Annotated in this window: 24 protein-coding genes; 12 read left to right on the top strand and 12 right to left on the bottom strand. The window is 69.7% G+C overall.

Annotated elements, in window-relative coordinates:
* Positions 1-2 precede the first annotated feature (2 nt).
* Entirely contained in the window at positions 3-1,364 is a 1,362-nt protein-coding gene (pafA, locus tag GEV26_RS08745; RefSeq protein WP_153652710.1) for a Pup--protein ligase, read from the bottom strand.
* Positions 1,365-1,451: 87 nt separating this feature from the next.
* Between pafA and GEV26_RS08740 the strand changes: the two genes are divergently transcribed.
* Positions 1,452-2,291, top strand: coding sequence for a class I SAM-dependent methyltransferase (locus GEV26_RS08740; protein WP_153652709.1), 840 nt, complete (start codon positions 1,452-1,454; stop codon positions 2,289-2,291).
* On the opposite strand, the gene prcA is transcribed toward GEV26_RS08740, so the two are convergent.
* From prcA to GEV26_RS08725, 3 genes are read right to left on the bottom strand one after another with little or no spacing between them, the layout of a single operon-like run.
* Complete coding sequence (gene prcA, locus GEV26_RS08735; protein WP_153652708.1) at positions 2,292-2,987, bottom strand: proteasome subunit alpha; 696 nt, start codon at positions 2,985-2,987, stop codon at positions 2,292-2,294.
* 30 nt (positions 2,988-3,017) lie between these two features.
* Complete coding sequence (prcB, locus tag GEV26_RS08730; RefSeq protein WP_153655026.1) at positions 3,018-3,839, bottom strand: proteasome subunit beta; 822 nt, start codon at positions 3,837-3,839, stop codon at positions 3,018-3,020.
* A complete protein-coding gene (locus GEV26_RS08725) occupies positions 3,839-4,033 on the bottom strand; it encodes a ubiquitin-like protein Pup (RefSeq protein WP_153652707.1) in 195 nt (64 codons plus the stop codon). Before GEV26_RS08725 ends, prcB begins: the two co-directional genes overlap by 1 nt.
* A gap of 172 nt (positions 4,034-4,205) precedes the next feature.
* On the opposite strand from GEV26_RS08725, the gene GEV26_RS08720 reads away from it, so the two are divergent.
* The 4 genes from GEV26_RS08720 to GEV26_RS08705 are packed head-to-tail and all read left to right on the top strand — an operon-like array spanning position 4,206 to position 8,138.
* The gene (locus GEV26_RS08720; protein WP_153652706.1) at positions 4,206-5,225 is read left to right on the top strand and encodes an iron-siderophore ABC transporter substrate-binding protein; all 1,020 of its coding nucleotides are present in this window, start codon (positions 4,206-4,208) and stop codon (positions 5,223-5,225) included.
* Positions 5,222-6,274, top strand: a complete 1,053-nt coding sequence (locus tag GEV26_RS08715) for a FecCD family ABC transporter permease (RefSeq protein WP_243839036.1) — start codon at positions 5,222-5,224, stop codon at positions 6,272-6,274. The genes GEV26_RS08720 and GEV26_RS08715 overlap by 4 nt, the downstream gene beginning before the upstream one ends.
* Positions 6,271-7,305, top strand: coding sequence for a FecCD family ABC transporter permease (locus GEV26_RS08710; protein ID WP_153652705.1), 1,035 nt, complete (start codon positions 6,271-6,273; stop codon positions 7,303-7,305). Before GEV26_RS08715 ends, GEV26_RS08710 begins: the two co-directional genes overlap by 4 nt.
* Positions 7,302-8,138: an ABC transporter ATP-binding protein gene (locus tag GEV26_RS08705; RefSeq protein ID WP_153652704.1), complete on the top strand. Its 837-nt coding sequence runs from the start codon at positions 7,302-7,304 to the stop codon at positions 8,136-8,138. The genes GEV26_RS08710 and GEV26_RS08705 overlap by 4 nt, the downstream gene beginning before the upstream one ends.
* Here the strand turns inward: GEV26_RS08705 and dop are convergent.
* A complete protein-coding gene (dop, locus tag GEV26_RS08700; RefSeq protein ID WP_153652703.1) occupies positions 8,118-9,620 on the bottom strand; it encodes a depupylase/deamidase Dop in 1,503 nt (500 codons plus the stop codon). The genes GEV26_RS08705 and dop overlap by 21 nt on opposite strands.
* Positions 9,621-9,624: 4 nt before the next feature.
* The gene (locus GEV26_RS08695) at positions 9,625-10,239 is read right to left on the bottom strand and encodes a TetR/AcrR family transcriptional regulator (RefSeq protein ID WP_153652702.1); all 615 of its coding nucleotides are present in this window, start codon (positions 10,237-10,239) and stop codon (positions 9,625-9,627) included.
* Positions 10,240-10,298: 59 nt separating this feature from the next.
* Between GEV26_RS08695 and GEV26_RS08690 the strand changes: the two genes are divergently transcribed.
* Positions 10,299-11,195, top strand: a complete 897-nt coding sequence (locus GEV26_RS08690) for a DMT family transporter (protein WP_153652701.1) — start codon at positions 10,299-10,301, stop codon at positions 11,193-11,195.
* 4 nt (positions 11,196-11,199) lie between these two features.
* On the opposite strand, the gene GEV26_RS08685 is transcribed toward GEV26_RS08690, so the two are convergent.
* The 5 genes from GEV26_RS08685 to GEV26_RS08665 form a co-directional block, all read right to left on the bottom strand.
* Positions 11,200-11,682, bottom strand: a complete 483-nt coding sequence (locus tag GEV26_RS08685) for a GNAT family N-acetyltransferase (RefSeq protein WP_153652700.1) — start codon at positions 11,680-11,682, stop codon at positions 11,200-11,202.
* 7 nt (positions 11,683-11,689) lie between these two features.
* Positions 11,690-13,426 carry a proteasome ATPase gene (arc, locus tag GEV26_RS08680; RefSeq protein WP_153652699.1) on the bottom strand — a complete coding sequence of 579 codons (1,737 nt, stop codon included), beginning with the start codon at positions 13,424-13,426 and terminating at the stop codon, positions 11,690-11,692.
* A gap of 106 nt (positions 13,427-13,532) precedes the next feature.
* Entirely contained in the window at positions 13,533-14,423 is an 891-nt protein-coding gene (locus GEV26_RS08675) for a tRNA (adenine-N1)-methyltransferase (RefSeq protein ID WP_153652698.1), read from the bottom strand.
* On the bottom strand, positions 14,420-15,358 hold the full coding sequence (locus GEV26_RS08670) for a site-2 protease family protein (RefSeq protein ID WP_153652697.1): 939 nt from the start codon (positions 15,356-15,358) through the stop codon (positions 14,420-14,422). The genes GEV26_RS08675 and GEV26_RS08670 overlap by 4 nt, the downstream gene beginning before the upstream one ends.
* A gap of 34 nt (positions 15,359-15,392) precedes the next feature.
* A complete protein-coding gene (locus tag GEV26_RS08665; RefSeq protein ID WP_208431047.1) occupies positions 15,393-16,034 on the bottom strand; it encodes an HAD family hydrolase in 642 nt (213 codons plus the stop codon).
* A gap of 140 nt (positions 16,035-16,174) precedes the next feature.
* On the opposite strand from GEV26_RS08665, the gene GEV26_RS08660 reads away from it, so the two are divergent.
* The 5 genes from GEV26_RS08660 to GEV26_RS08640 all read left to right on the top strand — a co-directional run bounded on the left by GEV26_RS08660 (position 16,175) and on the right by GEV26_RS08640 (position 22,931).
* Entirely contained in the window at positions 16,175-16,858 is a 684-nt protein-coding gene (locus GEV26_RS08660) for an NADPH-dependent F420 reductase (protein ID WP_153652695.1), read from the top strand.
* A gap of 162 nt (positions 16,859-17,020) precedes the next feature.
* The gene (gene metH / locus GEV26_RS08655; RefSeq protein ID WP_279586776.1) at positions 17,021-20,821 is read left to right on the top strand and encodes a methionine synthase; all 3,801 of its coding nucleotides are present in this window, start codon (positions 17,021-17,023) and stop codon (positions 20,819-20,821) included.
* A 26-nt stretch (positions 20,822-20,847) separates the two neighbouring features.
* Complete coding sequence (locus GEV26_RS08650) at positions 20,848-21,699, top strand: PAC2 family protein (RefSeq protein ID WP_243839035.1); 852 nt, start codon at positions 20,848-20,850, stop codon at positions 21,697-21,699.
* 91 nt (positions 21,700-21,790) lie between these two features.
* Positions 21,791-22,045, top strand: coding sequence for a hypothetical protein (locus GEV26_RS08645; protein WP_153652693.1), 255 nt, complete (start codon positions 21,791-21,793; stop codon positions 22,043-22,045).
* A 1-nt stretch (position 22,046) separates the two neighbouring features.
* Entirely contained in the window at positions 22,047-22,931 is an 885-nt protein-coding gene (locus GEV26_RS08640; protein WP_153652692.1) for an FHA domain-containing protein, read from the top strand.
* A 7-nt stretch (positions 22,932-22,938) separates the two neighbouring features.
* Here the strand turns inward: GEV26_RS08640 and mshC are convergent, their stop codons facing one another.
* Positions 22,939-24,165, bottom strand: coding sequence for a cysteine--1-D-myo-inosityl 2-amino-2-deoxy-alpha-D-glucopyranoside ligase (mshC, locus tag GEV26_RS08635; protein ID WP_153652691.1), 1,227 nt, complete (start codon positions 24,163-24,165; stop codon positions 22,939-22,941).
* 73 nt (positions 24,166-24,238) lie between these two features.
* Between mshC and corA the strand changes: the two genes are divergently transcribed.
* Positions 24,239-25,198 carry a magnesium/cobalt transporter CorA gene (gene corA / locus GEV26_RS08630; RefSeq protein WP_153652690.1) on the top strand — a complete coding sequence of 320 codons (960 nt, stop codon included), beginning with the start codon at positions 24,239-24,241 and terminating at the stop codon, positions 25,196-25,198.
* Positions 25,199-25,205: the final 7 nt, after the last annotated feature.

Below are 25,205 nucleotides of genomic sequence, written 5' to 3'. Positions count from 1 at the left end.
GCTCACATCCCGTCGATCAGCCTCTGGACGCGCTCGTCCTGGCTCCGGAACGGATCCTTGCAGAGCACGGTGCGCTGCGCCTGGTCGTTGAGCTTGAGGTGCACCCAGTCGACCGTGAAGTCACGGCGCCGCTCCTGCGCCCGCTTGATGAAGTCGCCGCGGAGCCGCGCCCGCGTGGTCTGCGGCGGGACGTTCTTGGCCGCGAACACGTCGAGGTCGTTGGTGACCCGGGCGACCGCACCCTTGTTCTCCAGGAGGTAGAAGATGCCGCGGTCGCGACGGATGTCGTGGTACGCGAGGTCGAGCTGGGCGATCCGCGGATCGCTCCAGGCCATGTCGTGCGTGGACCGGTAGCGGTCGAGCAGCTTGTACTTGATGACCCAGTCGATCTCGCGCTCGACGAGCGAGAGGTCCTCGGACTCGACGGCCTTGAGGGTGCGCTCCCACAGGTCCAGCGCCCGGGTGATCGTCGGCGTGTGCAGGCCGTTCTTGTCGACGAACTCGGCCGCCTTGCCGAAGTACTCGGCCTGGATCTCGAGCGCGGACAGCTCACGACCGTTGGCGAGCTGCACCTTTCGCTGGCCGGTCATGTCGTGCGCGATCTCGCGGATCGCCCGGATCGGGTTGTCCAGCGTCATGTCGCGCATCGAGACCCCGGCCTCGATCATCCGCAGGACGAGATCGGTCGTCGCGAACTTGAGCAGGGTCGTGGTCTCGCTCATGTTGGAGTCGCCGACGATCACGTGCAGGCGCCGGAACCGCTCGGCGTCGGCGTGCGGCTCGTCACGGGTGTTGATGATCGGGCGGGAACGGGTCGTCGCGCTCGAGACCCCCTCCCAGATGTGCTCCGCCCGCTGGCTGACCGAGAAGATCGTGCCGCGCGGCGTCTGCTGGATCTTGCCGGCGCCGGTGATGATCTGGCGGGAGACCAGGAACGGGATCAGCACCTCGGCGAGGCGGCTGAACTCCCCCGCCCGGCTCACGAGGTAGTTCTCGTGGCAGCCGTAGGAGTTGCCGGCCGAGTCGGTGTTGTTCTTGAACAGGTAGATGTCGCCCTCGACGCCGTCGTCGGCGAGCCGCTTCTGGGCGTCGATCATCAGGCCCTCGAGGATCCGCTCGCCCGCACGGTCGTGCGTGACCAGGTCGACGAGGTCGTCGCACTCCGGCGTCGCGTACTCGGGATGGCTGCCGACGTCGAGATACAGACGGGCGCCGTTGCGCAGGAAAACGTTGCTGCTGCGCCCCCACGACACGACGCGCCGGAACAGGTAGCGAGCCACCTCATCGGGTGACAACCGGCGCTGCCCCTTGAACGAGCACGTGACCCCGTACTCGTTCTCGATACCGAAGATGCGCCGGTCCATGTCGTCAGCCTAGACCGGCACTGCACACTGTGCGTGCTGACGCGCGAACGGGTGTGATCTACGCCGCATCGCCGCTACCATCGCGGCATGACGTCCCTGGCGATCGACCTGCCCATGCCCCCCATGCAGCTGCGCATCATGAAGGAGGACGACGAAGCGCTCGTGAGGAGCGGCACCTCCCTGGCCCGGCTGATGATGGAACGTGGGCTCAAGGCCGACGGCACCCTGCTCGACGTCGGCAGCTGCTACGGGCGTCTCCCTCTCGGGCTGCTGGCCGGCACGGACTTCCACGGCACCTACATCGGCTTCGACGTGCTCCGCAAGCAGGTCAGGTGGTGCAAGCGCAGCCTGACCCCCGTGGCCCCGAACTTCAGGTTCCACCACATCGACGTCAGGAATGACCGCTACAACCCCTCGGGCACCGTCGACCCGCTCGAGGTCCGCTTCCCGGCGAAGATCGGCTCGATCGACACGATCTCGCTGTTCAGCATCTTCACCCACTTCTACCGCGCCGACATCGAGCACTACCTCGGCGAGTTCAAGCGCGTGCTCAAGCCTGGCGGGATCGCCGTCACGACCTGGTTCGTGTACGACGACGCGCGGCTGCCGCTGATCCAGTCCGACGCGAGCGTCTATCCGATGATCTACGAGCTGGACGCGCACACGCGCTACAACGACCCCGACGACCCGTTGCGGGCGATCGCGTTCGAGGAGTCCCTCGTCCGCTCGATGGTCGAGGCCGCCGGTCTCGAGATCGTGACGATCGACCGGGGCACGTGGTGCGGCGAGCCGGGCACTATCTTCCAGGACCTGATCATCCTGCGTCGCCCGGGCGCGTTGAAGGATCGCGTCCGCGCACGCCTCGGGCACGTCAAGCGCCGGGTCCAGCGCACCGTCGAGGCACGTCGGGCCCGGCGCAGCTCGTAGCTAGGCCTCGAGCGCTGCCACGACGTCGGCGTCGCTGAGCCGCTTGAACTTGCGCGGCTGGGGGCGCGAACGGGTCAGGACGCCGATCTCCAGGGCCGCCGCGTCGACCGTGCGCGCCGGGTCGGTGTCCTGACCGAGGGCGGTCACGGCGACCTTGATGGCCGAGGCCAGGTCGAGACCCCGTGTGTAGTGCTCGCCGAGGTACGCCTCGACCTGCTCGCTCTGCCCGCCCATCACGCCGAAGCCCTGCACGTCGGCGACCGAGCCGTCGTACATCAGCCGGTAGACCTGGTCGGACGCGGAGTCGGCACCGAGCTCGCCGACGAAGATCTCGACCTCGTACGGCTTCTCGCTGCCCGCCGAGAAGATCGTCCCGAGCGTCTGGGCGTACGCGTTGGCGAGGCTGCGCCCGGTGACGTCACGACGGTCGTAGGAATAGCCGCGCAGGTCGGCCAGGCGGACGCCCGCGATCCGCAGGTTCTCGAACTCGTTGTAGCGCCCGACCGCGGCGAAGCCGATGCGGTCGTAGATCTCGCTGACCTTGTGCAGCGCCCGCGACGGGTTCTCGGCCACGAACAGGATGCCGTCGGCGTACTGGACGACCGCCACGCTGCGACCGCGGCTGATGCCCTTGCGGGCGAAGTCCGCCCGGTCCTTCATGAGCTGCTCGGGCGAGACGTAGAACTGCTGCGTCATCGGATTCCTCTCCTCGGTCCACGTCTGAAGTCAGTTGAGCGGCGCTGACGGGCCGTCGGGACGCACGAGGCGTCCCCCGATGACGTCGTCGGCGATCGCGCCGACCTCGTCGTCGGCGAGGCGACGGTAGCCGTCTGCCGTCACGACCGACACGACCGGGAAGATCCTGCGGGTGAGGTCGGGACCACCGGTGGCCGAGTCGTCGTCCGCGGCGTCGTAGAGCGCCTGGATCGCGGCGGTGACGCAGTCACCCTCGGTCAGGCCGCGGCTGTAGAGCTTCTTCAGCGAGCCACGGGCGAAGACCGAGCCGGAGCCGACGGAGTGGAAGCCGCTGTGCTCCTCGTAGCGACCACCGGTCACGTCGTAGGAGAAGATGCGTCCGCGTTGCGTCTCCAGGTCGAAGCCGGCGAACAGCGGGACGACCGCGAGACCCTGCATCGCGAGTCCGAGGTTGCCGCGGATGAGCGCGGCGAGGCGGTTGGCCTTGCCGTCGGCCGACAGCACCGTGCCCTCGATCTTCTCGTAGTGCTCGAGCTCGACCTGGAACAGGCGCACCATCTCGATCGCGAGCCCCGCGCTGCCCGCGATGCCGATGCACGAGTACTCGTCGGCCGGGAACACCTTCTCGATGTCGCGCTGGGCGATCACGTTGCCCATCGTGGCGCGCCGGTCGCCCGCCATCACCACGCCGCCGTCGAAGGTCGCCGCGACGATGGTCGTGGCGTGGGGTGCGAGGTCCGCGTGCGCACCGCCGGTCCGTGAGGCCGCTCCCGGCATGAGCTCAGGAGCGGTACCGGCCAGGTAGTCCGCGAACGAGGAGGATCCGGTCAGACGGGTGCCCTCGGGCAGCATCACTGGCCGCCCTTCTGCACGAAGCTGCGGACGAACTCCTCGGCGTTCTCCTCGAGCACGTCGTCGATCTCGTCGAGGATCGAGTCGACGTCGTCGTCGAGCTTGGCCTTGGCGTCGGCGTCCACCTCGGTCGAGTCGGCCTGGTCCTCGGCCTCGGCGGGCTTGCGCGTGTTCTTGTGCTGCTGCTCTGACATGACACAACACTAGCCCCACCTGCCAGCACCGGCGCGTCCTTCACGCGCTTCAGGACGACCCGGTGACAGCCTGACCGGAGGTAAGGCTAGGCTCACCACACCCCGGTCGTCCTGCGGCCGCCCCTCTGGTCACCGCGTGCTCCCAGCGCGTCACCACTCGAAAGGAACTCCCGTGCGTACACCGCGCCTCCTCGCCTGCGTCGCCGCAGCGTCCCTCCTCCTCGCCGGCTGTGGCAGCACCTCCGACGACTCCCCGTCCGCGGACGGATCGGGCTCCAAGACCCAGTACCCGATCACGATCGAGCACGCGCTCGGCACCGCGACGATCGAGAAGAAGCCCACGCGCGTCGCGACGGTCAACTGGGCCAATCACGAGGTCCCCCTCGCGCTCGGTGTCGTCCCCGTCGGCATGGCCGCCGCGAACTTCGGCGACGACGACGGCGACGGTCTGCTGCCGTGGGTCGACGACAAGCTCAAGGAGCTCGGCGGCGAGAAGCCGGTCCTGTTCGACGAGACCGACGGCATCGACTTCGAGGCGGTTGCCGACACCGCCCCCGACGTCATCCTCGCGTCCTACTCGGGACTGACCAAGGAGGACTACAAGACCCTCAGCGAGATCGCCCCGGTCGTGGCGTACCCCGAGCAGGCGTGGGCGACCGACTGGCGCGAGATGATCGAGCTCAACAGCACCGCGATGGGCATGGCCGACGAGGGCGACAAGCTCGTCGCGGACCTGGAGGCCGAGATCGAGGAGACGGTGGCCAAGGCCCCCGAGCTGGCCGACAAGTCCGCGATGTTCCTGACCCACGTCGACACCACCGACCTGAGCGAGGTCAGCTTCTACACGACGCACGACACCCGCGCGAAGTTCTTCGCGGACCTCGGTCTGAAGACGCCGGCGAGCATCGAGAAGGCCTCGAGCTCGACCGATCAGTTCTCCATGACGCAGAGCGCCGAGCAGGTCGACGCGCTGGACGACGTCGACATCGTCGTGACGTACGGCGACGAGAAGCTGGTCAAGGCGCTCAAGGACGATCCGCTGCTGTCCAAGATGCCCGCGGTCAAGAACGACTCGATCGTCCTGCTGCCCAACACGCCGCTCGGCACCGCCGCGAACCCGACCCCGCTGTCGATCTCGTACGTCCTGAAGGACTACGTCGAGATGATGGCGAAGGCCGCTGCCGGCGCGTGAGTCTTGACCAGCGGCCCGACCGGGTCACCCCCTCGGGCGTCGCCGTCGTGCGACGCCCGAGGCAGGTGCGCCTGGCGTGGCTCGTGCTGGCCCTGGCCGTCCTCGTCGCCCTGATGCTGCTGTCCGTCGCGGTCGGCTCCCGCCCGGTGGGCTGGTCCGACATCGTCGCTGGACTCGGCGGGTCCAGCGACACCCTCGGCGAGGCGGCCGTCACCAAGCGGATCCCCCGCACGCTCCTCGCGGTCGTGGTCGGTGCCGCGCTCGGTGCGGCCGGAGCCGTGCTGCAGGGCGTGACCCGCAACCCCCTGGCAGATCCGGAGATCCTCGGCGTCAACATGGGCGCCTCGCTCGCAGTCGTCGTCGGCATCGCCTGGTTCGGGATGAGCACCCCGTCGAGCTTCGTGTGGGTCGCGATCGGCGGCGCCGCGGCTGCAGCCGTGTTCGTCTACGTCGTCGCGTCGCTCGGACGCGGGGGGACGACACCGCTCAAGCTGGCGCTCGCAGGCACCGCGACCTCGGCGGCGTTCGCCTCGTTCATCACCGCCCTGGTGCTCCCCCGCGGCGACATCTCCGGCAATGTGCGCTCGTGGCAGATCGGTGGTGTCGGCGGGGCCTCGTTCGACACGATCCGCCTCGTCCTGCCGTTCCTGCTGATCGGCTTCGCGATCTGCCTCCTGACCTCGCGCGGGCTCAACACGCTGGCCCTCGGGGACGACGTCGCGTCCGCCCTCGGCGAGCACGTCGCGCTGACGCGTGCGGCGGCAGCCGTCGGAGCCGTCATGCTGTGCGGCGCCAGCACGTCCGTCGCGGGGCCCATCGGCTTCGTGGGGCTGCTCATCCCCCACCTGTGCCGCCTCCTGGTGGGCGTCGACCACCGTTGGCTCATCCCGTTCTCGGCCGTCGGCGGGGCCGCGCTGCTGACGGCCGCGGACGTCGCCGGACGCGTCGTGGCCCGGCCCAGCGAGATCGACGTCGGCATCATCACCGCGCTGATCGGCGCGCCCTTCTTCATCCACATCGTCCGCCGGCACAAGGTGCGTGAGCTGTGAGCAGCCAGACCGTGCAGCTCGTCACGAGCAGTCGGGAGCGCCGGTCCGCACGCCGTCGCGTCGTCACGGCCGTCCTGGCGGTCCTGGTCGTCGCCGCGTTCGCGACCAGCCTCATGGTCGGCCGGACGTTCTACCCGCCGGCCGACGTCTGGGCCGTCATCACCGGCCACGACGTGCCGGGCGCATCCTTCACGGTGGGACGCCTCCGGCTCCCCCGCGCGGTCATGGGGCTCATCGCCGGACTGTGCTTCGGGCTGTCCGGCGTCACCTTCCAGACGATGCTCCGCAACCCGCTGGCCAGTCCCGACGTGATCGGCATCAGCGCGGGCGCCAGCGCGGCTGCCGCCTTCGCGATCGTGTCGCTCTCGCTGAGCGGTCCCGCGGTGTCCCTGTTCGCGATCACCGTGGGTCTCGGCGTCGCGATGCTCATCTACGTCCTGTCCTACCGGGACGGTGTGGCCGGCACCCGACTCATCCTCATCGGCATCGGCGTCGCGGCGATGCTGGAGAGCCTCACTGCGTACGTCCTCAGCCGGGCCGCCCAGTGGGACCTGCAGGAGGCACAGCGGTGGCTGACCGGGAGCCTCAACGGCGCCGGCTGGGAGGACGTGCTCCCGACGCTGGTCGCACTGCTCGTCCTCGCTCCCCTCCTGCTCTCGCAGCTGCGCGACCTGGGGATGCTGCAGCTCGGCGACGACGCGGCATCGGCCCTCGGTGTGCGCGTCGAGCTGACCCGGCTCGTGGTGATCGTGAGCGCGGTCGGGCTGATCGCCTTCGCGACCGCCGCGACCGGACCGATCGCGTTCGTCGCCTTCCTCGCCGGCCCGATCGCCGCCCGCATCGTCGGTCCGGGCGGGTCGCTGCTCGTACCGGCCGCACTCGTGGGCGCCCTCCTGGTGCTGGTGGCCGACCTGTGCGGCCAGTACGCCTTCGGGCACCGCTATCCCGTGGGCGTCGTCACCGGTGTGCTCGGTGCGCCGTACCTGATCTATCTCATCATCCGCACCAACCGCGCCGGAGGCTCACTGTGACCACCGACCACACCCTCACGGTCGAGGGCCTCACCCTCGGCTACCGCGACCGCACCGTGATCGAGGACCTGTCCCTGGTGGTCCCCACGGGCCGGGTCACCGCGATCGTCGGGGCCAATGCGTGCGGCAAGTCGACCCTGCTGCGCTCGATGTCGCGCCTGCTCGTCCCGCGGGCCGGCCAGGTGCTGCTCGACGGCAAGCAGGTCCACCGGCTGCCCGCGAAGGAGCTCGCACGGACCCTCGGCCTGCTGCCCCAGTCACCCCTGGCGCCCGAGGGCATCACGGTGAGCGATCTCGTGGGACGCGGACGTCACCCGCACCAGCGGCTCATGTCGCGGTGGTCCGCCGAGGACGACGAGGCGGTCGCGGCGGCGCTCGAGGCGACCGACACCGTCGAGCTGGCGGACCGCTCGGTCGACGAGCTGTCGGGCGGCCAGCGGCAGCGGGTCTGGATCGCGATGGCGCTGGCGCAGCGCACCGACGTCCTGCTGCTCGACGAGCCCACGACATTCCTCGACGTCAGCCACCAGATCGAGGTGCTCGACCTGCTGACCGACCTCAACCGCGACCGCGGCACCACGATCGTCATGGTGCTGCACGACCTCAACCTCGCGGCGCGGTACGCCGATCAGCTCATCGCCCTGGCCGGTGGCCGGGTGCACGCGGTGGGCGAGCCGCACGTGGTGCTGACCGAGGACGTCGTGCGCGAGGTGTTCGGCCTCGAGTGCAGCGTGATCGTCGACCCCGTGTCGGGGCGTCCGCTGATGCTGCCGATCGGACGTCACGGCGTGGCGCCCGATCGCGCCGGCGTCTCAGCGTCCGGTGATCGCTGAGAACAGCTCGGCAGCGGTCGTGCTGGACTCGAACAGCGCGCCGACGTGCTCGGCCGTCCCGCGCAGGGGCTCCATCGTGGGGATCCGCTGCAGCGAGTCGCGCCCGGGCAGGTCGAAGATCACCGAGTCCCACGACGCCGCGGCGATGTCCCTGCTGAACTTCGCCAGGCACATGCCCCGGAAGTACGCCCGGGTGTCGCGCGGCGGATCGACCACGGCGGCCGAGATCTGGTCGTCGGTGAGGAGCCGGTCCATGCGCCCGGTGCGCACGAGCTGGTGATACAGCCCCTTGTGCAGCCGGACGTCGTGGTACTGCAGGTCGACCAGGTGCAGCTTGGGGTGGTCCCAGTCGAGCGCGTCGCGCTCGCGGTAGCGCTCGAGCAGGGCGAGCTTCGCGACCCAGTCGAGCTCGCGGACGCACTCCATGGGGTCGCGGCCGAGCCGGTCCAGCACGCTCTCCCAGCGGCGAAGGACGTCGTCGGTCTGCTCGTCGGAACCCTCTCGCGCGACGAACTCCTTCGCGAGCTGGAGGTACTCCCCCTGCAGCTCCAGCGCCGTGACGGTCCGCCCGTCGGCCAGCTCGACCTTCTGCGTCAGCGTCGGGTCGTGGGAGATGTCATGGACGGCCGTGACGGGCGCCGCCAGGGCGAGGCTGCGGTGGATGAAACCGGCCTCGATCATCGCCAGCACCAGCGACGTCGTGCCGTGCTTGAGGTAGATCGCGGTCTCGGAGCAGTTGGCGTCGCCGATGATGACGTGCAGGCGCCGGTACTTCTTGGGATCCGCGTGCGGCTCGTCCCGGGTGTTGATGATCGGACGCTTGAGGGTCGTCTCGAGACCGACGCCCACCTCGAAGTAGTCGGCGCGCTGGCTGATCTGGAACGCGTGGACGCTGCCGTCCTGCCGCTGTCCCACTCGACCGGCGCCGGTGAACACCTGGCGGGAGACGAAGAACGGGGTCAGGTGCTCGACGATCTGGTCGAACGGCACGTCACGTCGCATGAGGTAGTTCTCGTGCGAGCCGTAGGACGCGCCCTTGTTGTCGACGTTGTTCTTGTACAGGACGATCGGTGCGGCGTTGGGGATCTGACCGGCCAGGTCGGCGCCGAGGCGCATGACGTTCTCGCCCGCCTTCTCCCACCGGACGACGTCGAGCGGGTTGGTGACCTCGGGGCTCGAGTACTCCGGGTGCGCGTGGTCCACGTACAGCCGGGCGCCGTTGGTCAAGATGATGTTGGCCAGGCCCATGTCCTCGTCGGTGAGCTGCGACGGGTCGGCGGCGGCCCGGCTCAGGTCGAACCCCCGTGCGTCCCGCAGCGGGCTCTCCTCCTCGAAGTCCCACCGCGCGCGGCGGGTCAGGCCGTGCGCTGCGGCGTACGCGTTGACGACGTGCGTCGACGCCACCATGGGATTGGCGTGGGGCTGGCCCTGCACGGCGATGCCGTACTCGACCTCGCTGCCCTGGACGCGACGAACAGTCATGGCGTCAGCCTACGGTCCCGGCGGTGGAGTCACGCGCTGTGAGGCCCGCGGCGACCAGGCGCGTCGCGAGCGAGCGCGCGTCGGCCAGGGCCTCGGGCTGGGAGCCGGCGGTCAGCTGCACGGTGGCGCCCTCCTGCACCAGCGCGAGCTCACGGCCCCGTCGTCCCGCCTCAGGCACGTCGAGCTCGGTGAGCAGCCGGACGTAGTAGTCGCGGGTCCAGCCCTTCTCCTCGGCGATGACCGGCAGGGCCGGGTGCCCGGTGCCGGCCAGCTCGGCGTAGGCGTTGACGAAGCCGCACCCGCGCGAGCTCTGCGCCAGCCATCCCTCGAGCGCGTCGAGAACTGCGAGCACCCGCGCGGGACCCGGCTCGGGGTGGTGCTCGTCGACATAGGTCGTGACGTACGCGCGCCAGCGGTCGCGACGCTCACACAGATAGGCGTTGATCAGTCCGTCCTTGGACCCGAACCGGTCATAGATCGTCTTCTTCGTCGTCCCGGCCTCCTCCGCGATGCGCTCGACGCCGACGGCACGGATGCCGTGGTCGTAGAACAGCTCGGACGCGGTGCGCAGGATGCGCACCGCCGTCGGGGTCATGCGGGGCTCGAGGACGGTCGTCATGGGAGATCCTCCGGAATCTACACTGCGGGTATACCGAACGGTATGGTTATCTGGGGCACATGTCCATCCCCCCGCTGCGTGCGAGCCTCGCCCCGTCCCTTGCGCTGGTGGTGCTGTGGAGCTCGGGATTCATCGGAGCCGAGCTCGGCACCCGCGAGGCGCCCGCCGCCACCCTGCTCGCCTGGCGCTACCTGGTGGCCGCAGCGATCCTGGTCGCGGTGTGCGTGTGGCGTCGCGAGCGGTTCGAGCGCGACGTCGTCCGCCGCCAGGTGCTGCTGGGGTCGCTCGCCCAGGTCGCCTATCTCGGCCTGGTCGTCGGTGGCGTGGCCCTCGGTGCGACGGCAGGCACCACCGCGCTGATCGCGTCGCTGCAGCCGCTCGTGGTGGTCGCCCTGGCCGCCGCGGTGCTGGGCGAGCGCGCTCGTGGGGCGCAGCTGGGCGGGCTCGGCCTGGGCCTGGCGGGGGTCCTGCTGGTCGTCGGCGGCGACCTGTCGTCCGGCGACGTCGCGTGGTGGGTCTACCTGCTGCCGGTCGGCGGGATGCTGGCGCTGTCGTCCGCCACGGTGCTGCAGCAGCGGTGGCAGCCGTCGGAGTCCGTGCTGCTGTCCCTGACGATCCAGACGCTCACGGGCGCGGTCGGCTTCTGGCTGCTGGCGGTCGTCGACGGCTCCGCCACCGTGCCGACGACCGGTGGGTTCTGGACGGCCGTGGCCTGGGTCGTCGTGCTCTCGAGCTTCGGCGGCTACGGCTCCTACCTGTACGTCACGCGCACCCAGGGAGCCACCCGCGCCAGCACGTGGCTCTACCTCACCCCGCCCACCACGATGCTGTGGGCCGCGCTGATGTTCGGCGACCGGGTCACCCCGCTCGGGCTCGTCGGCCTCGGCGTCAGCGCGTTGGGGGTCGCGCTCGCGCTCCGCTCCCCCGCGGCCGCCACGGCTGACGTGCGCGCGTGAGACGTCAGGCGATCTGCTTGCCGAGGTGGACGCTGTCGTCGTAGTCGCGGTAGAAGCCGAACTTGGGCACCTCGACGTACCCCGAGGAGTGGTAGAGCGCGATGGCCTCGGGCTGCGCCAGCCCGGTCTCCAGCACCAGTCGGGTGATGCCGGCGGCAGCGGCCGACCGCTCGAGCTCGGCCAGGATCGCCCGGGCGAGGCCCCGGCGGGCGTACACGGGACGGACGTACATGCGCTTGATCTCGCCGTCGGACTCCCCTGCGGGTCCACCGCGGCGCCAGCCACCCATCGCGGCCGGCACGTCGTCGACGTAGATCATCACGAAGTGTCCGCCGGGCGGGTCGAACTGATGGACGTCGATCGGCGAGATGTCGCCGTCGCCGCCGTAGCGTCGTCCGTACTCCGCCTGGACCTCGGCCGTGAGCTGCTGGGCGTCGTCCGTGGCGTACGAGACGACGCGAAGATCGTGCGTCAGGGCGTGCTCCATCGAGGTGTCAGAGGTACTGGCCGGTGTTGGCGACCGTGTCGATCGACCGACCCGGCTCGTTGCCGCTCTTGCCGGAGATCAGGGTGCGGATGAACACGATGCGCTCACCCTTCTTGCCCGAGATCCGCGCCCAGTCGTCGGGGTTGGTCGTGTTGGGCAGGTCCTCGTTCTCCTTGAACTCATCGAGGCACGCCTGGAGCATGTGCTGCACCCGCAGCCCGCGCTGACCGTGCTCGAGGAGATCCTTGATGGCCATCTTCTTGGCGCGGTCGACGATGTTCTGGATCATGGCGCCGGAGTTGAAGTCCTTGAAGTACAGGACCTCCTTGTCACCGTTGGCGTAGGTGACCTCGAGGAACTGGTTGTCCTCGGACTCGGTGTACATGCGCTCGACCGTGCGCTGGATCATCCCGTCGACGGTGTCCTGCCGGTTGCCGCCCCACTCGGCCAGGTCGTCGGCGTGCAGCGGCAGACCCGCGGTGAGGTACTTGCTGAAGATGTCGCGGGCCGACTCGGCGTCGGGGCGCTCGATCTTGATCTTCACGTCCAGGCGCCCGGGACGCAGGATCGCCGGGTCGATCATGTCCTCGCGGTTGGACGCACCGATCACCAGGACGTTCTCGAGACCCTCGACGCCGTCGATCTCGCTCAGCAGCTGCGGGACGATGGTGTTCTCGACGTCGGAGGAGACGCCCGAGCCGCGGGTGCGGAACAGCGAGTCCATCTCGTCGAAGAACACGATGACCGGGGTGCCCTCACTGGCCTTCTCGCGGGCCCGCTGGAACACCAGGCGGATGTGCCGCTCGGTCTCGCCGACGTACTTGTTGAGCAGCTCGGGGCCCTTGATGTTGAGGAAGAACGAACGTCCCTCCTCCCCCGTCTTCTCCGAGACCTTCTTGGCCAGGGACGCCGCGACCGCCTTGGCGATCATGGTCTTGCCGCAGCCGGGAGGGCCGTAGAGCAGCACGCCCTTGGGCGGCTTGAGCTCGTGCTCGATGAAGATGTCGGGGTGCAGGTAGGGCAGCTCGACCGCGTCACGGATCGACTCGATCTGGCCACGCAGCCCGCCGATCGACTCGTAGTCGATGTCGGGCACCTCCTCGAGGACGAGCTCCTCGACCTCGGACTTCGGGACGCGCTCGTAGACGTAGCCCGAGCGGCTGTCGAGCAGCAGCGAGTCGCCGGGGCGGATCTTCAGGCCGAGCAGCGGCTCGGCCAGACGCACGACCCGCTCCTCGTCGGCATTGCCCATCACCAGGGCGCGCTCCCCGTCGGCGAGGATCTCCTTGAGCGAGACGACCTCGCCGGTCTGCTCGAAGTCCAGGGCCGTGACGACGTTCATCGCCTCGTTCAGGATGACTTCCTGGCCCTTGCGCAGGGCGTCCTTGTCGACCGACGGGCTCACGGTGACCCGCAGCTTGCGTCCGCCGGTGAACACGTCGACCGACTCGTCGTCGTTGCGCTGCAGGAACGTGCCGAAGCCGGTCGGGGGCTGGGCCAGCCGGTCGACCTCTTCCTTGAGCGTCACGATCTGGTCGCGGGCCTCGCGAAGGGTCACGGTGAGCCGCTCGTTCTGGCCGCTCGTGGCGGCCAGCTTGGCCTCGAGCTCGGAGAGCCGCGAGTCGGTCGAGCGCTGAGTGCCGAGACGGCGGCGCAGATGCTCGACCTCGGCCCGCAAGTAGGCGGCCTCCTGCTCGGACCCGCGCGCCGGACCACTCATGCCGGTGTGCTCGTTCTCACTCATCAGACACCTCCTGCTCGTACGCACGACCCTACCCGCCGTCACCACGGATGCACGGCCATCTCGCAGACATGGCCGGGCGTGGTGCGGCGGAGGGCACGACGAGGTGCTACTCCTCGTCGAGGCCGGCGGGACGGGGTCCCTTGTAGTCCGGCCCGTACGCACCGGGTGCGGGACGACGCGACGTGCCCATCGAACGGAAGCCCGGAGCCATGCGGCGCGCGGTCACCAGGAAGGCGGTGTGGCCGTTCATCTTGTGCTGCGGACGGACCGCGAGGCCCTCGAGGTGCCAGTCCCGCTCCAGCGTCTCCCACGCGCGCGGCTCGGTGAAGCCGCCGTCGGCGCGCACCGTCTCCACGAACAGCGACAGCTGGGTGGTCGTCGCGACGTACGCGCAGACGATGCCGCCGGGCACCAGACGCTCGGACGCGAGCGGGATGCACGTCCACGGGTCGACCATGTCGAGGATCAGGCGGTCGATCTCGGTCTCGGTGATGCACGAGCGGACGTCACCGACCGTCAGCGTCCAGCCGGGCAGGTCCGTGCCGGCGACCTGGTGCACGTTCTTGGTGACGTTCTCGGCGAACTCCTCGCGCAGCTCGTACGAGCCGAGCGTGCCGGTGGGCCCGATCGCGCGCAGGAGGTACGCGGTGAGGCTGCCGGAGCCGGCACCCGCCTCGACGACCCGGGCGCCCGGGTAGATGTCGGCCTGGGCCACGATCTGCGCGGCGTCCTTGGGATAGATGATCGCCGCACCGCGCGGCATCGACACGACGTACTCGAACAGCAGCGGACGGAAGACCTGGTAGGGGAACTCCATCGACGACTGGATCACGATGCCCTCGGGCTGGCCGATCATGTCGTCGTGCTTGATCTGGCCCTTCTTGGTCGAGAACTCACGACCGGCCTCGAGCTGCACGTTGTGCTTGCGGCCCTTGGGGTCGGTCAGTCGCACCCATTCCCCCTCGAGAAGGGGTCCACTGCGGGTGAAGGAGGTCATCGGCGGCTCGCTCTATAGGCTTCGTCGACGGCGCGTGAGGTGAGGACACCGAACACGCTTCCGTCGGCTTCGGTCAGGGCATAGGCCTCGGCCGGCCGCGCGGCCATCGCGCGCAGCAGGTCGGGACCACGGAGATCCGCCGACAACGCCGCGGCGTTGGGCGGAGGGGTCGCGCCGGGGAACCCTATCTCGCGCGCGACCAACCGGTCGACGCGGGCGGCGTGTCCCGCGTTGCGGAGGGCGTCCCCGGCGCCCTGCCACAGGAAGAACGCCACGAACGCGGCGATGAGCACGTTGATCGTGGTGTCCCGGGCGTCGTCCCCCGCGAGCACGAGGGTGGCCCCGACCAGCCCGACGGCAGCCAGGCGCCCGATCCACGCCGCGATCCGGATGCCGCGCTCCTCGTCGCCGGTGACCTTCCAGATGATCGCCCGGAACACGCGTCCGCCGTCGAGGGGCAGGCCCGGCAGCATGTTGAAGGCCGCGACGATCAGGTTCACGTACGCGATCGACCAGATGATGTCGGACGTCGTGCTGATCTCCATCGAGCCGGAGACGGCGAACGCCCCGAGCGCGATGCCGAGCGATGCGAGGGGCCCGGCGATCGACGTCGCCAGCTCCTGCCCGGGGGTGCGGCTCTCCCCCGCGATGAGGGTCTCGCCGCCGAGCAGGTGCAGGGTGACCGAGTCGACCTGCATCCGATAGGCCCGGGCGACCAGGACGTGCGCGATCTCGTGGATGAGCACCGAGACGTAGAGCGCCACGACGAACACCGCGGCCAGGAGGTAGGGGCTGGTGTCGGAGCGGTCCTCGTAGCGGGGCGCGAACACCACGACGAGCGCGGCGCCCATGACCAGCAGCGACGGCTTGATGAGCACGTCGACGCCGGCGACGCGACCGATCCGCCACGTGCCGGGGTGCTGGGGTGAGCTCACCACCCCAACGTAACGGGCGCGGCGCAGTGGCCGCTCAGCCGAAGAGGCCGTCGAGGTCCGCTGGGGTGAGGCCGGCGAGGGTCGGGACCTGCACCCGCCGGTCGGCCACCGGCACGTGGACGTAGTGGGGGACGGCGAGCACGTCGCAGCCGGCTGCCGTCGCCGACGCGGCCCCGGTGGCGGAGTCCTCGATCGCCAGACAGTCCGAGGCGTCCACGCCGAGCAGCTCGGCGGCCCGCAGGTACGGGTCCGGGAACGGCTTGGGACGGGTGACCGCGTCGCCGGTGACGACCGCGGCGAACGGCAGGACCTCGGCGATCGGCTCGGCGATCTGGACGTACGACATCGTCACCAGCGCCTGCGGCACGCCCTGGGCGTCGAGCGCCTCGATGAGCTCCCGTGCACCGGGCCGCCAGACGACGTTGCCACGCAGTGACGTCGCCAGGCTCGCCACGAGGTGGTCGACGATCTGCTCAGGTGTCATGTCGATCTCGAGCGCCGTGCGGATGTACTCCCCCGACGCGATGAGCGAGTTGCCCACCAGCTGGAGGGCGTCCTCCTCGGTCCAGATCTTGCCGTGGGCCTCGGCGAGCTCCTGCTCGGCGGCCATCCAGAGCGGCTCGGTGTCGACGATCGTGCCGTCGAGGTCCCACAGGACGGCGGCGTAGGAAGTCACCGGCCCCACGGTAGTGGACCGGTGACCTGGCGGTCCCCCGGTCTGCCAGGGCACTGGTCCGCCGCCCGTGACGCCCATAGGTTCGTGGCTGACGCCGGACGGCGCGCAACCGGACGGCGCACAACTGGGGGGCAACAGACATGACGACCATCGGCATACTCGGTGCGGGCCAGGTCGGGTCCACGCTGGCCCGGGCCGTGATCGAGGTGGGACATGACGTCGTCATCGCCAACTCGCGCGGGCCTGCGACGCTCAAGGACCTGGTCGAGCGGCTCGGCCCGCACGCACGCGCGGCGTCGGTCGCAGAGGCCGCCGCGGCGGCCGACGTCGCCTTCCCGTACGCCCCGGAAGACCGGCTCCCCGTCGACGAGCTCGCCGGCAAGGTCGTGATCGACAACAACAACTACATGGTGTGGCGTGACGGGCACTTCCCGGAGGTCGACTCCGGTGCGAGGACGATCCACGAGCTGCGCCAGGAGCAGCTGCCGGGTGCCAAGCTCGTCAAGGCGTTCTCGCACGTACAGTTTCACGCACGCCACGAGATCCGCGTGCCTGCCGACCGGCTGCCCGGCATCATCCGGCTGGCCAGGCGCGCGGGCGCCCCCGACCGGAAGGCGCTCGTGGTCTCCAGCGACCATCCGGAGGCGGTCCGGCTCATCACCGGCCTCTATGACGAGCTCGGCTTCGACGCCGTCGACAACAGCCCGTTGAGCGAGTCGTGGCGCAGCGCTCCCGGCACGCCGATGTGGCGCCACATCGTTGACGGCCAGACCCGCGACGAGCTGATCCGCAACCTGCAGCTCGCGAGGCGCCTCCCCGGCTGACGTCACGGGGACGGCCGTGTCCACGTGGTGTCGGGTGCCCCCCAGCACTTGCCGATCATGCGACAATGGACGGGTAGTTCGGGAACCCCCGAGGCCCAGGCGAGCCCGCCGCCGGCTGGAGTTCCCCAGCACTCCTTCGTCCATCGACCTCGAGGAATGCTCGTGTCCCACGCCCCTGACCTTCGCCCCGACGCGACCGCGGCCCTGACCGAGCTGCTGCGCAGCCGGATCATGGTGCTCGACGGTGCCATGGGCACGGCGATCCAGCGTGACCGCCCCGACGAGGCCGGCTACCGCGGAGAGCGCTTCAAGGACTGGCCGTCCGACGTGCAGGGCAACAACGACCTGCTGACCCTCACCCAGCCCGAGATCATCGCAGGCATCCACCGCGAGTACCTCGAAGCAGGCGCGGACATCGTCGAGACCAACACGTTCAACGCCAACTCGATCTCCCTCAGCGACTACGGCATGCAGGACCTGGCCTACGAGCTCAATCTCGAGTCGGCCCGGCTCGCCCGCCGCGAGTGCGATGCGGTGACCGCCGAGACCCCCGACAAGCCGCGCTACGTCGCCGGCGCGCTCGGCCCCACGTCCCGGACCGCCTCGATCTCCCCCGACGTCAACGACCCGGGCGCCCGCAACGTCACCTACGACGAGCTCGTCGAGGCATACAAGGAGGCCGGGCGCGGCCTGCTCGACGGCGGCTCCGACGTCATTTTCATTGAGACGATCTTCGACACCCTCAACGCCAAGGCGGCGATCTTCGCGGTCGAGACCCTGTTCGAGGAGTACGGACGCCGCTGGCCCGTCATCATCTCCGGCACGATCACCGACGCCTCCGGGCGTACGCTCTCGGGCCAGGTCACCGAGGCGTTCTGGCACTCGATCCGTCATGTCGACCCGCTGCTCGTGGGCCTGAACTGCGCCCTCGGCGCCAAGGAGATGCGCCCCTACATCGCCGAGATGGCGCGCATCGCCGACACGTTCGTGTCGTGCTATCCCAACGCGGGCCTGCCCAACGCGTTCGGCGAGTACGACGAGGAGCCCGACCAGACCGCGGCGATCGTCGCGGAGTTCGCGGACGCGGGCTTCGTCAACCTCGTCGGCGGCTGCTGCGGCACGACGCCGGCGCACATCGCAGCCATCGCCCGCGACGTCGAGGGCAAGGCACCGCGTGTGCCTGCCGAGACGAGCCCCGCCCTGCGGCTCTCGGGCCTCGAGCCGGTCACGGTCGTCGAGGACACCTTGTTCGTCAACGTCGGCGAGCGCACCAACATCACCGGCTCCGCCCGGTTCCGCAACCTCATCAAGGCCGGCGACTACGTGACCGCGCTGGCCGTGGCCCGCCAGCAGGTCGAGGCCGGTGCGCAGGTCATCGACGTCAACATGGACGAAGGCATGATCGACGGCGTCGAGGCGATGGACCGCTTCATGAAGCTCATCGCGACCGAGCCCGACATCTGCCGCGTGCCGACGATGATCGACTCCTCCAAGTGGGAGGTCATCGAGGCCGGTCTCAAGTGCGTCCAGGGCAAGTCGATCGTCAACTCGATCTCCATGAAGGAGGGCGAGGAGAAGTTCATCCGCGAGGCACGCCTGTGCCGCAAGTACGGTGCCGCCGTCGTCGTCATGGCGTTCGACGAGGACGGCCAGGCCGACAACCTCGAGCGGCGCAAGCAGATCTGTGAGCGCGCCTACCGCATCCTGGTCGACGAGGTCGGCTTCCCGGCCGAGGACATCATCTTCGACCCCAACGTGTTCGCGGTCGCGACGGGCATCGAGGAGCACGCCAACTACGGCGTCGACTTCATCGAGGCCACGCGCTGGATCAAGCAGAACCTGCCGGGTGCGCTGGTCTCCGGCGGCGTCTCCAACGTCTCGTTCTCGTTCCGCGGCAACAACCCCGTGCGTGAGGCGATCCACGCGGTGTTCCTCTACCACGCGATCAACGCGGGCATGGACATGGGAATCGTCAACGCGGGTGCCCTGGAGGTCTACGACGAGGTGCCCGAGGTGCTGCGCGAGCGCATCGAGGACGTCATCCTCAACCGGCGCCCCGACAGCACCGAGCGACTGCTCGAGATCGCGGGCGACTTCGCCGGCGACGGCTCGGTCAAGGAGATCGCGACCGAGGAGTGGCGATCGCTGCCCGTCGGCAAGCGCATCACCCACGCACTGGTCAAGGGCATCGACGAGTTCGCCGAGTCCGACACCGAGGAGCTGCGGGCCGAGATCTCGGCGCGCGGCGGGCGCCCGATCGAGGTCATCGAGGGCCCCCTCATGGACGGCATGAACGTCGTGGGCGACCTGTTCGGCGAGGGCAAGATGTTCCTGCCCCAGGTCGTGAAGTCCGCGCGCGTCATGAAGAAGGCCGTCGCGTACCTCATCCCGTTCATCGAGGCCGAGAAGCAGCCCGGCGACGTCGAGCGCAGCAACGGCAAGGTCGTCATGGCGACGGTCAAGGGCGACGTGCACGACATCGGCAAGAACATCGTCGGCGTCGTGCTGCAGTGCAACAACTACGACGTCGTCGACCTCGGCGTCATGGTGCCCGCGCAGAAGATCCTGGACGCGGCGAAGGCCGAGGGCGCCGACGTGATCGGCCTGTCCGGCCTGATCACCCCGTCGCTGGACGAGATGGTCAACTTCGCCAAGGAGATGGAGCGTCAGGGCTTCGACATCCCGCTGATGATCGGCGGCGCCACGACGTCCCGCGCCCACACCGCCGTCAAGGTCGCCCAGCAGTACCACGGGCCGGTCATCTGGGTGAAGGACGCATCGCGGTCGGTCCCCGTCGTCGCGGCCCTGCTGTCGGACGAGCAGCGCCCGAAGCTGCTCGCCGACACCAGTGCCGACTACGAGGCGCTGCGCGAGCGGCACGCTGCCCGCCAGGACACCCGCTCCCTCCTGTCGATCCAGGCCGCCCGTGAGAAGGCGACCCCGATCGACTGGAGCAGCTACCAGCCGCCTCGGCCCCGCATGCTCGCGCAGCAGGCGCGTGACCTGTGCAGCGGTCCGGGCTGCGACCACCGCCACGGCGAGGCCACCCAGTTCGTCAAGACGTTCACCGACTACTCGTTGGAGGAGCTGCGGTCCTACATCGACTGGCAGCCGTTCTTCAACGCGTGGGAGATGAAGGGCAAGTTCCCCGACATCCTCAACAACCCGTCGACGGGCGAGGCTGCGCGCAAGCTCTACGAGGACGCGCAGACGATGCTCGACCAGATCGTCGCCGAGAAGTGGATCCGGGCCAACGGCGTCTTCGGCCTGTTCCCGGCCAGCCAGGTCGCGGGTGACGACATCGAGGTCTACACCGACGAGTCGCGCACCACCGTCCTGACGACCCTGCACCAGCTGCGGCAGCAGGGCGAGGGCCGTGAGGGGTCCGCGCGCAAGTCACTGGCCGACTTCGTGGCGCCCAAGGAGACCGGGCTGCGCGACTACGTGGGGGCGTTCGCGGTCACCGCAGGGGCGGAGATCGGCGAGAAGATCGCGGAGTTCAAGAAGAACCTCGACGACTACAGCGCGATCCTGCTGGAGTCGCTCGCCGACCGACTGGCCGAGGCCTTCGCCGAGCGTCTGCACGAGCGCGTCCGCAAGGAGTTCTGGGCGTACGTCCCCAACGAGTCGCTCAGCAGCGAGGACCTCATCAAGGAGAAGTACGACGGCATCCGGCCGGCCCCGGGCTACCCCGCGTGCCCGGAGCACACCGAGAAGCAGACGATCTGGGAGCTCCTGGACGTCGAGGCCAACACCGGCATCGAGCTGACCGAGAGCATGGCGATGTGGCCGGGCGCCTCGGTCAGCGGCCTGTACTTCTCGCACCCGGACTCGCAGTACTTCGTCCTGGGCCGGATCGGTCGCGACCAGGTCGAGGACTACGCGGCGCGCAAGGGCTGGTCCGTGGCCGAGGCCGAGAAGTGGCTGTCACCCAACCTGGGCTACCGGACCGAGAACGAGTGATGGACGGGCGCGGCTAGGGTTGATCCGTGAGCTCACCTACTGACATCCCACCGCTGCGCGATCCCTGGATGGTGGCGGCGTTCGAAGGGTGGAACGACGCGGCCGACGCCGCTTCGGGCGTCGTCGACCACCTCATCGAGGAGTGGGACGCCGAGCTGCTGATCGAGCTGGACCCCGAGGACTTCTACGACTTCCAGGTGCACCGCCCCGAGGTGGGCCCGTCCGACTCGGGCGAGCGGGTCATCAGCTGGCCCGCACCCGCGATCTACCAGGCGCGTCCCCCGCGCGGTGACCGCGACGTCCTGCTGCTGCGGGGTCCCGAGCCCAACTTCCGCTGGAAGGCGTTCTGCTCGACCGTGCTCGGTGTGGCCAAGCTCGCGGGCGTCACCGAGCTCGTGACGCTGGGCGCCCTGCTCGCGGACTCCCCCCACACCCGTCCGGTGCCGGTCAGCGGCTCCACGAGCGATCCGCGGCTCATCGAGCGCATGTCGCTCACGCCCTCGCGCTACACCGGACCGGTCGGCATCACCTCGGTGCTCAACGAGATGGCCGCCCGCGAAGGCATCGGCGCGGCCTCGCTGTGGGCCGCGGTCCCCCACTACCTCGCCGAGCCCCCGTGCCCCAAGGCCACGCTGGCCCTCCTCGGGGCGCTCGAGGACGCGATGGGGATCCCCCTGCCCCAGGGCGTCCTCACCGAGATGGCCGAGGCGTGGCAGCGCGGAGCCGACGACCTCACGTCCCACGACGACGAGATCGCCGAGTACGTCGAAGCGCTCGAGAACGAGCAGGACACCAGCGAGCTGCCCGAGGCCTCCGGCGACGCGATCGCCCGCGAGTTCGAGCGCTACCTGCGCCGCCGCAACGTCGACCCCGAGTAGATCGCCCGATCACGATTTGCGCCCTCCGGATTCAGTGGGACTCTCGAAGTAACGGGCGGCACCACTCGCCTGTGTGACTCGAGGAGCAATCATGAGCACTCACGACAACGTCACCTCCCCGACCGTCCAGCCGGTCACCGACTGGTCCGACCTGGGCCGCGAGATGTGGACGTACCTGACGGGCAAGGGAGCCGCGGTGAACTACGAGTTCATCGACATGGCGGTGGAGGTCCCCCGCGACACCGGGCCGGACGCGCCCCGCGCGACCTGGAAGGTCAGCGGGACGCTGCGCGTCACGACGAGCGACGAAGACCTGGCCGCACGCGCCGACCGGCCCGGGGAATGAGATGTCCCGGGATCTGCAGCTCGAGGCGGACCTGACGTTCGACATCGACGTCCCCGCGGGTGAAGGACATCCCGCCGCTCACGTGCACGCGACGGTGACCGCCGAGGGCAACCACGTCCGCGTCCACAGCGACGACATCCTCTCGCTCGTGGGCCAGCCCTCGCGCGCAGCCGTCCGGTCCATGGCGGCACAGCTCGCGCGGCTCGGTCTGGTCGTCGACGTCTCGGGCCCCGACGGCCTGATCGTGAGCCTGGGGGCCGTCGACCCCTCCCCCGCACACCGCCTCGTGACGCGCTCGCGGCACATGCGGCTCGGCAGCTGGACGCGTGCCGCAGCAGCCGCGCGGGCCCGGCTGCGTCCGTCGAGCCGGGCAACCAGGCTGCGGGGACCGGGCCTTCCCCCTGGCACCCCCTGGCCACCGCTGCCGGCCATGGCGCCGCACCCCTACGTCGCGTCGACGACCCACGACCCCGCAGGTGGCGGCCATCCGCGCCTCTACCTCTGCGACACGTCCGACCCGCTCGCGCCGTGGCCCGTCGGGGTCTTCGAGCTGTCGCCGGACGGGGTCACGATCGGCAGCGGCGAGGGAGTCGGTCTGCAGCTGGCCGGCATCGACGACCTGCAGGCCGAGATCGTCCGCACCGACGACGACGAGTACGTGCTGGTCGCGCGCAGCACCCGCATGCTCAGCACGGTCGGCGGGCAGCAGCTGCCCGAGCAGATCCTGCGCACGGGTGCCCGGATCGAGCTGGGCACCTGGCGCATGTCCTACGTCCGCGACGAGTACGCCGACCACGGACGTCCGTACGGGGGGCGCATCGGCGGTGAGCTGGGTCGCCAGCGCACCCAGCCGATCCCCGAGAATCGCCGGGGCCCGAGCTTCTAGCGCGGGGCTAGAGCGCGACGCCGAGCAGGGCGTCGATCGCGGCGCGCACCGTCCGGCCGGCCTGGGGGTCCTCGGCCGAGTCGTCCGCGGCCCACGCGTCCACCGCGGCGATCGCGGCCGGCGCGTCGAGGTCGTCCGCCATCGCGGCGCGGATCGCCGCGAGGACGGCCTCGCCCGACGGTGCGACCGTGCGGGCCACCGCGTCACGCCAGCGGGCCAGGCGTGCCTCGGCCTCCTCGATCTCGGTGCCGAACCACTCCCAGTCGCTGCGGTAGTGGTGGGCCAGCAACGACAGCCGGATCGCCATCGGGTCGTGACCGTCGGCGCGGAGCCGGGAGACCAGGACGAGGTTGCCCTTGGACTTGGACATCTTCTCGCCCTCGTAGCCGACCATGCCGGCGTGGACGTACGCCTTCGCGAACGGCTCGCCCGTCGCGACGGTGGCCTCCGACGCCGACATCTCGTGGTGCGGGAAGACCAGGTCCGATCCGCCGCCCTGCACGTCGAAGGCGGGATCGAGGTGGTGCAGCGCGATTGCGGCGCACTCGATGTGCCAGCCGGGTCGTCCCTTGCCGAGACGCGTCTCCCACGACGGGTCGTCCGGGCGCTCGGCCTGCCACAGCAGGCAGTCCAGGGGGTGCTTCTTGCCGGGTCGGTCGGGATCGCCGCCGCGCTGCGGGAAGATCGTGAGCATCTCCTCCTCGTCGAAGCCCGAGACCAGGCCGAAGCCCGGGTCCGCGTGGACGTCGAAGTAGAGGTCGTCGTCGACCTGGTAGACCGCTCCGGCGGCGCGGAGCCGGTCGATGAGGTCCACCACGAGGTCGATCGACTCGACCGCACCGATGTAGTGCTGCGGGGGGATGATCCGCAGCGCCGTCATGTCCTCGCGGAACAGCTGGATCTCGCGCTCGGCCAGCTCGACCCAGTCGACGCCGGTGGCCTTGGCGCGTTCCAGCAGCGGGTCGTCGACGTCGGTGATGTTCTGCGTGTAGGTCACGTCCAGGCCCCGGTCGCGCCAGGCGCGCTGCAGGAGGTCGAACGCGAGGTAGGTCGCGGCATGGCCCATGTGGGTCGCGTCGTAGGGAGTGATCCCGCAGACGTACAGTCGCGCGCGTCCGTCGGGATCGAGGGCCTGCACGTGCCCCGAGGACGTGTCGTGGACCTGGACGGCCGGACCGGCACCGAGCCCGAGATCCGCAAGAGAAGGGACCTCGGGAATCGACCAGCTGCGCATGGTGACGAGCGTATCTGTTGAGCGGTAGCGAGTGGTGCACGGCCGCCCACCGACCGGCAGGCACAATGGCGCCATGATCATCGACTGCGCGGTCTACCGCGACGGAGTGCGCGAGACGACCCCGGACGACTCGGCGGCGCTCGACGCGGCGCTCGCAGGTCTGGGCACGGACGACTTCCTCTGGATCGGCATCGCCAACCCCACGTCCGACGAGCTGCACCGGATCGCCGGGCCCTTGTCCCTCCACCCCTTGGCGGTCGAGGACGCGCTGGAGGCCCACCAGCGCCCGAAGATCGAGAAGTACGAGGATCACACTTTCATGTCGATCCGCACGGTGTCCTACAGCGACGACGACATCACGACGCACGAGGTGAACATCTTCCTCGGCCCCAACTACCTGCTGACCGTGCGGCACGGCGGTCCCGAGCTGCACGGCGCCCGCAAGGCCGCCGAGTCGATGATCGAGCACCTCTCCCACGGCCCCACCGCGGCGCTGTACGCGGTGGTCGACTCGATCGTGGACCACTACGAGGACGTGGCCACCGAGCTGGAGACCGACGTCCAGGAGGTCGAGAGCTCGGTGTTCTCCGCGCAGCGGTCCAACGACTCGACGCGCATCTACCGGCTCAAGCGCGAGACGCTGGAGTTCCGGCGGGCGGTCATGCCGCTGCGCGAGCCCGTCCACCGGTTCGCCACGGTGTCGGCCCCCGAGCGCGCCCGACCGTACTTCCGGGACATCTCGGACCACCTGTCCCGGGCGGCGGAGTCGATCGACTCGATCGACCACCTGCTCGACAACGCGCTCAACGCGCACCTGGCCCAGCTGAGCGTCCAGCAGAACGAGGACATGCGCAAGCTCACCGCGGGCGCCACGATCTTCGCGGTGCCGACCGCGATCGCGGGCGTCTACGGGATGAACTTCGAGCACATGCCCGAGCTCAGCTGGACGTACGGCTATCCGGCCTGCCTGGCCGTGATCGGGGCCCTGTGCCTGTACATCTACAGCCGCTTCAAGCGCTCCGGGTGGCTCTGAGCCCGCC

Source organism: Aeromicrobium yanjiei (assembly GCF_009649075.1).
GTDB classification, from domain to species: domain Bacteria; phylum Actinomycetota; class Actinomycetes; order Propionibacteriales; family Nocardioidaceae; genus Aeromicrobium; species Aeromicrobium yanjiei.
The sequence above is the reverse complement of the archived record's forward strand: the minus strand, read 5'-3'. Positions and strand labels throughout refer to the sequence as shown.

Excerpts from the sequence above, each read along its gene's own strand:
- GEV26_RS08640 (WP_153652692.1), top strand. The coding sequence starts at position 22,047 with ATGTCCCGGGATCTGCAGCTCGAGGCGGACCTGACGTTCGACATCGAC.
- GEV26_RS08740 (WP_153652709.1), top strand. The coding sequence starts at position 1,452 with ATGACGTCCCTGGCGATCGACCTGCCCATGCCCCCCATGCAGCTGCGC.
- arc (WP_153652699.1), bottom strand. The coding sequence starts at position 13,426 with ATGAGTGAGAACGAGCACACCGGCATGAGTGGTCCGGCGCGCGGGTCC.
- GEV26_RS08645 (WP_153652693.1), top strand. The coding sequence starts at position 21,791 with ATGAGCACTCACGACAACGTCACCTCCCCGACCGTCCAGCCGGTCACC.
- dop (WP_153652703.1), bottom strand. The coding sequence starts at position 9,620 with ATGACTGTTCGTCGCGTCCAGGGCAGCGAGGTCGAGTACGGCATCGCC.
- mshC (WP_153652691.1), bottom strand. The coding sequence starts at position 24,165 with ATGCGCAGCTGGTCGATTCCCGAGGTCCCTTCTCTTGCGGATCTCGGG.
- GEV26_RS08725 (WP_153652707.1), bottom strand. The coding sequence starts at position 4,033 with ATGTCAGAGCAGCAGCACAAGAACACGCGCAAGCCCGCCGAGGCCGAG.
- pafA (WP_153652710.1), bottom strand. The coding sequence starts at position 1,364 with ATGGACCGGCGCATCTTCGGTATCGAGAACGAGTACGGGGTCACGTGC.
- corA (WP_153652690.1), top strand. The coding sequence starts at position 24,239 with ATGATCATCGACTGCGCGGTCTACCGCGACGGAGTGCGCGAGACGACC.
- GEV26_RS08675 (WP_153652698.1), bottom strand. The coding sequence starts at position 14,423 with ATGACCTCCTTCACCCGCAGTGGACCCCTTCTCGAGGGGGAATGGGTG.
- GEV26_RS08690 (WP_153652701.1), top strand. The coding sequence starts at position 10,299 with ATGTCCATCCCCCCGCTGCGTGCGAGCCTCGCCCCGTCCCTTGCGCTG.
- GEV26_RS08685 (WP_153652700.1), bottom strand. The coding sequence starts at position 11,682 with ATGGAGCACGCCCTGACGCACGATCTTCGCGTCGTCTCGTACGCCACG.
- prcB (WP_153655026.1), bottom strand. The coding sequence starts at position 3,839 with ATGCTGCCCGAGGGCACCCGTCTGACCGGATCCTCCTCGTTCGCGGAC.
- prcA (WP_153652708.1), bottom strand. The coding sequence starts at position 2,987 with ATGACGCAGCAGTTCTACGTCTCGCCCGAGCAGCTCATGAAGGACCGG.
- GEV26_RS08695 (WP_153652702.1), bottom strand. The coding sequence starts at position 10,239 with ATGACGACCGTCCTCGAGCCCCGCATGACCCCGACGGCGGTGCGCATC.
- GEV26_RS08660 (WP_153652695.1), top strand. The coding sequence starts at position 16,175 with ATGACGACCATCGGCATACTCGGTGCGGGCCAGGTCGGGTCCACGCTG.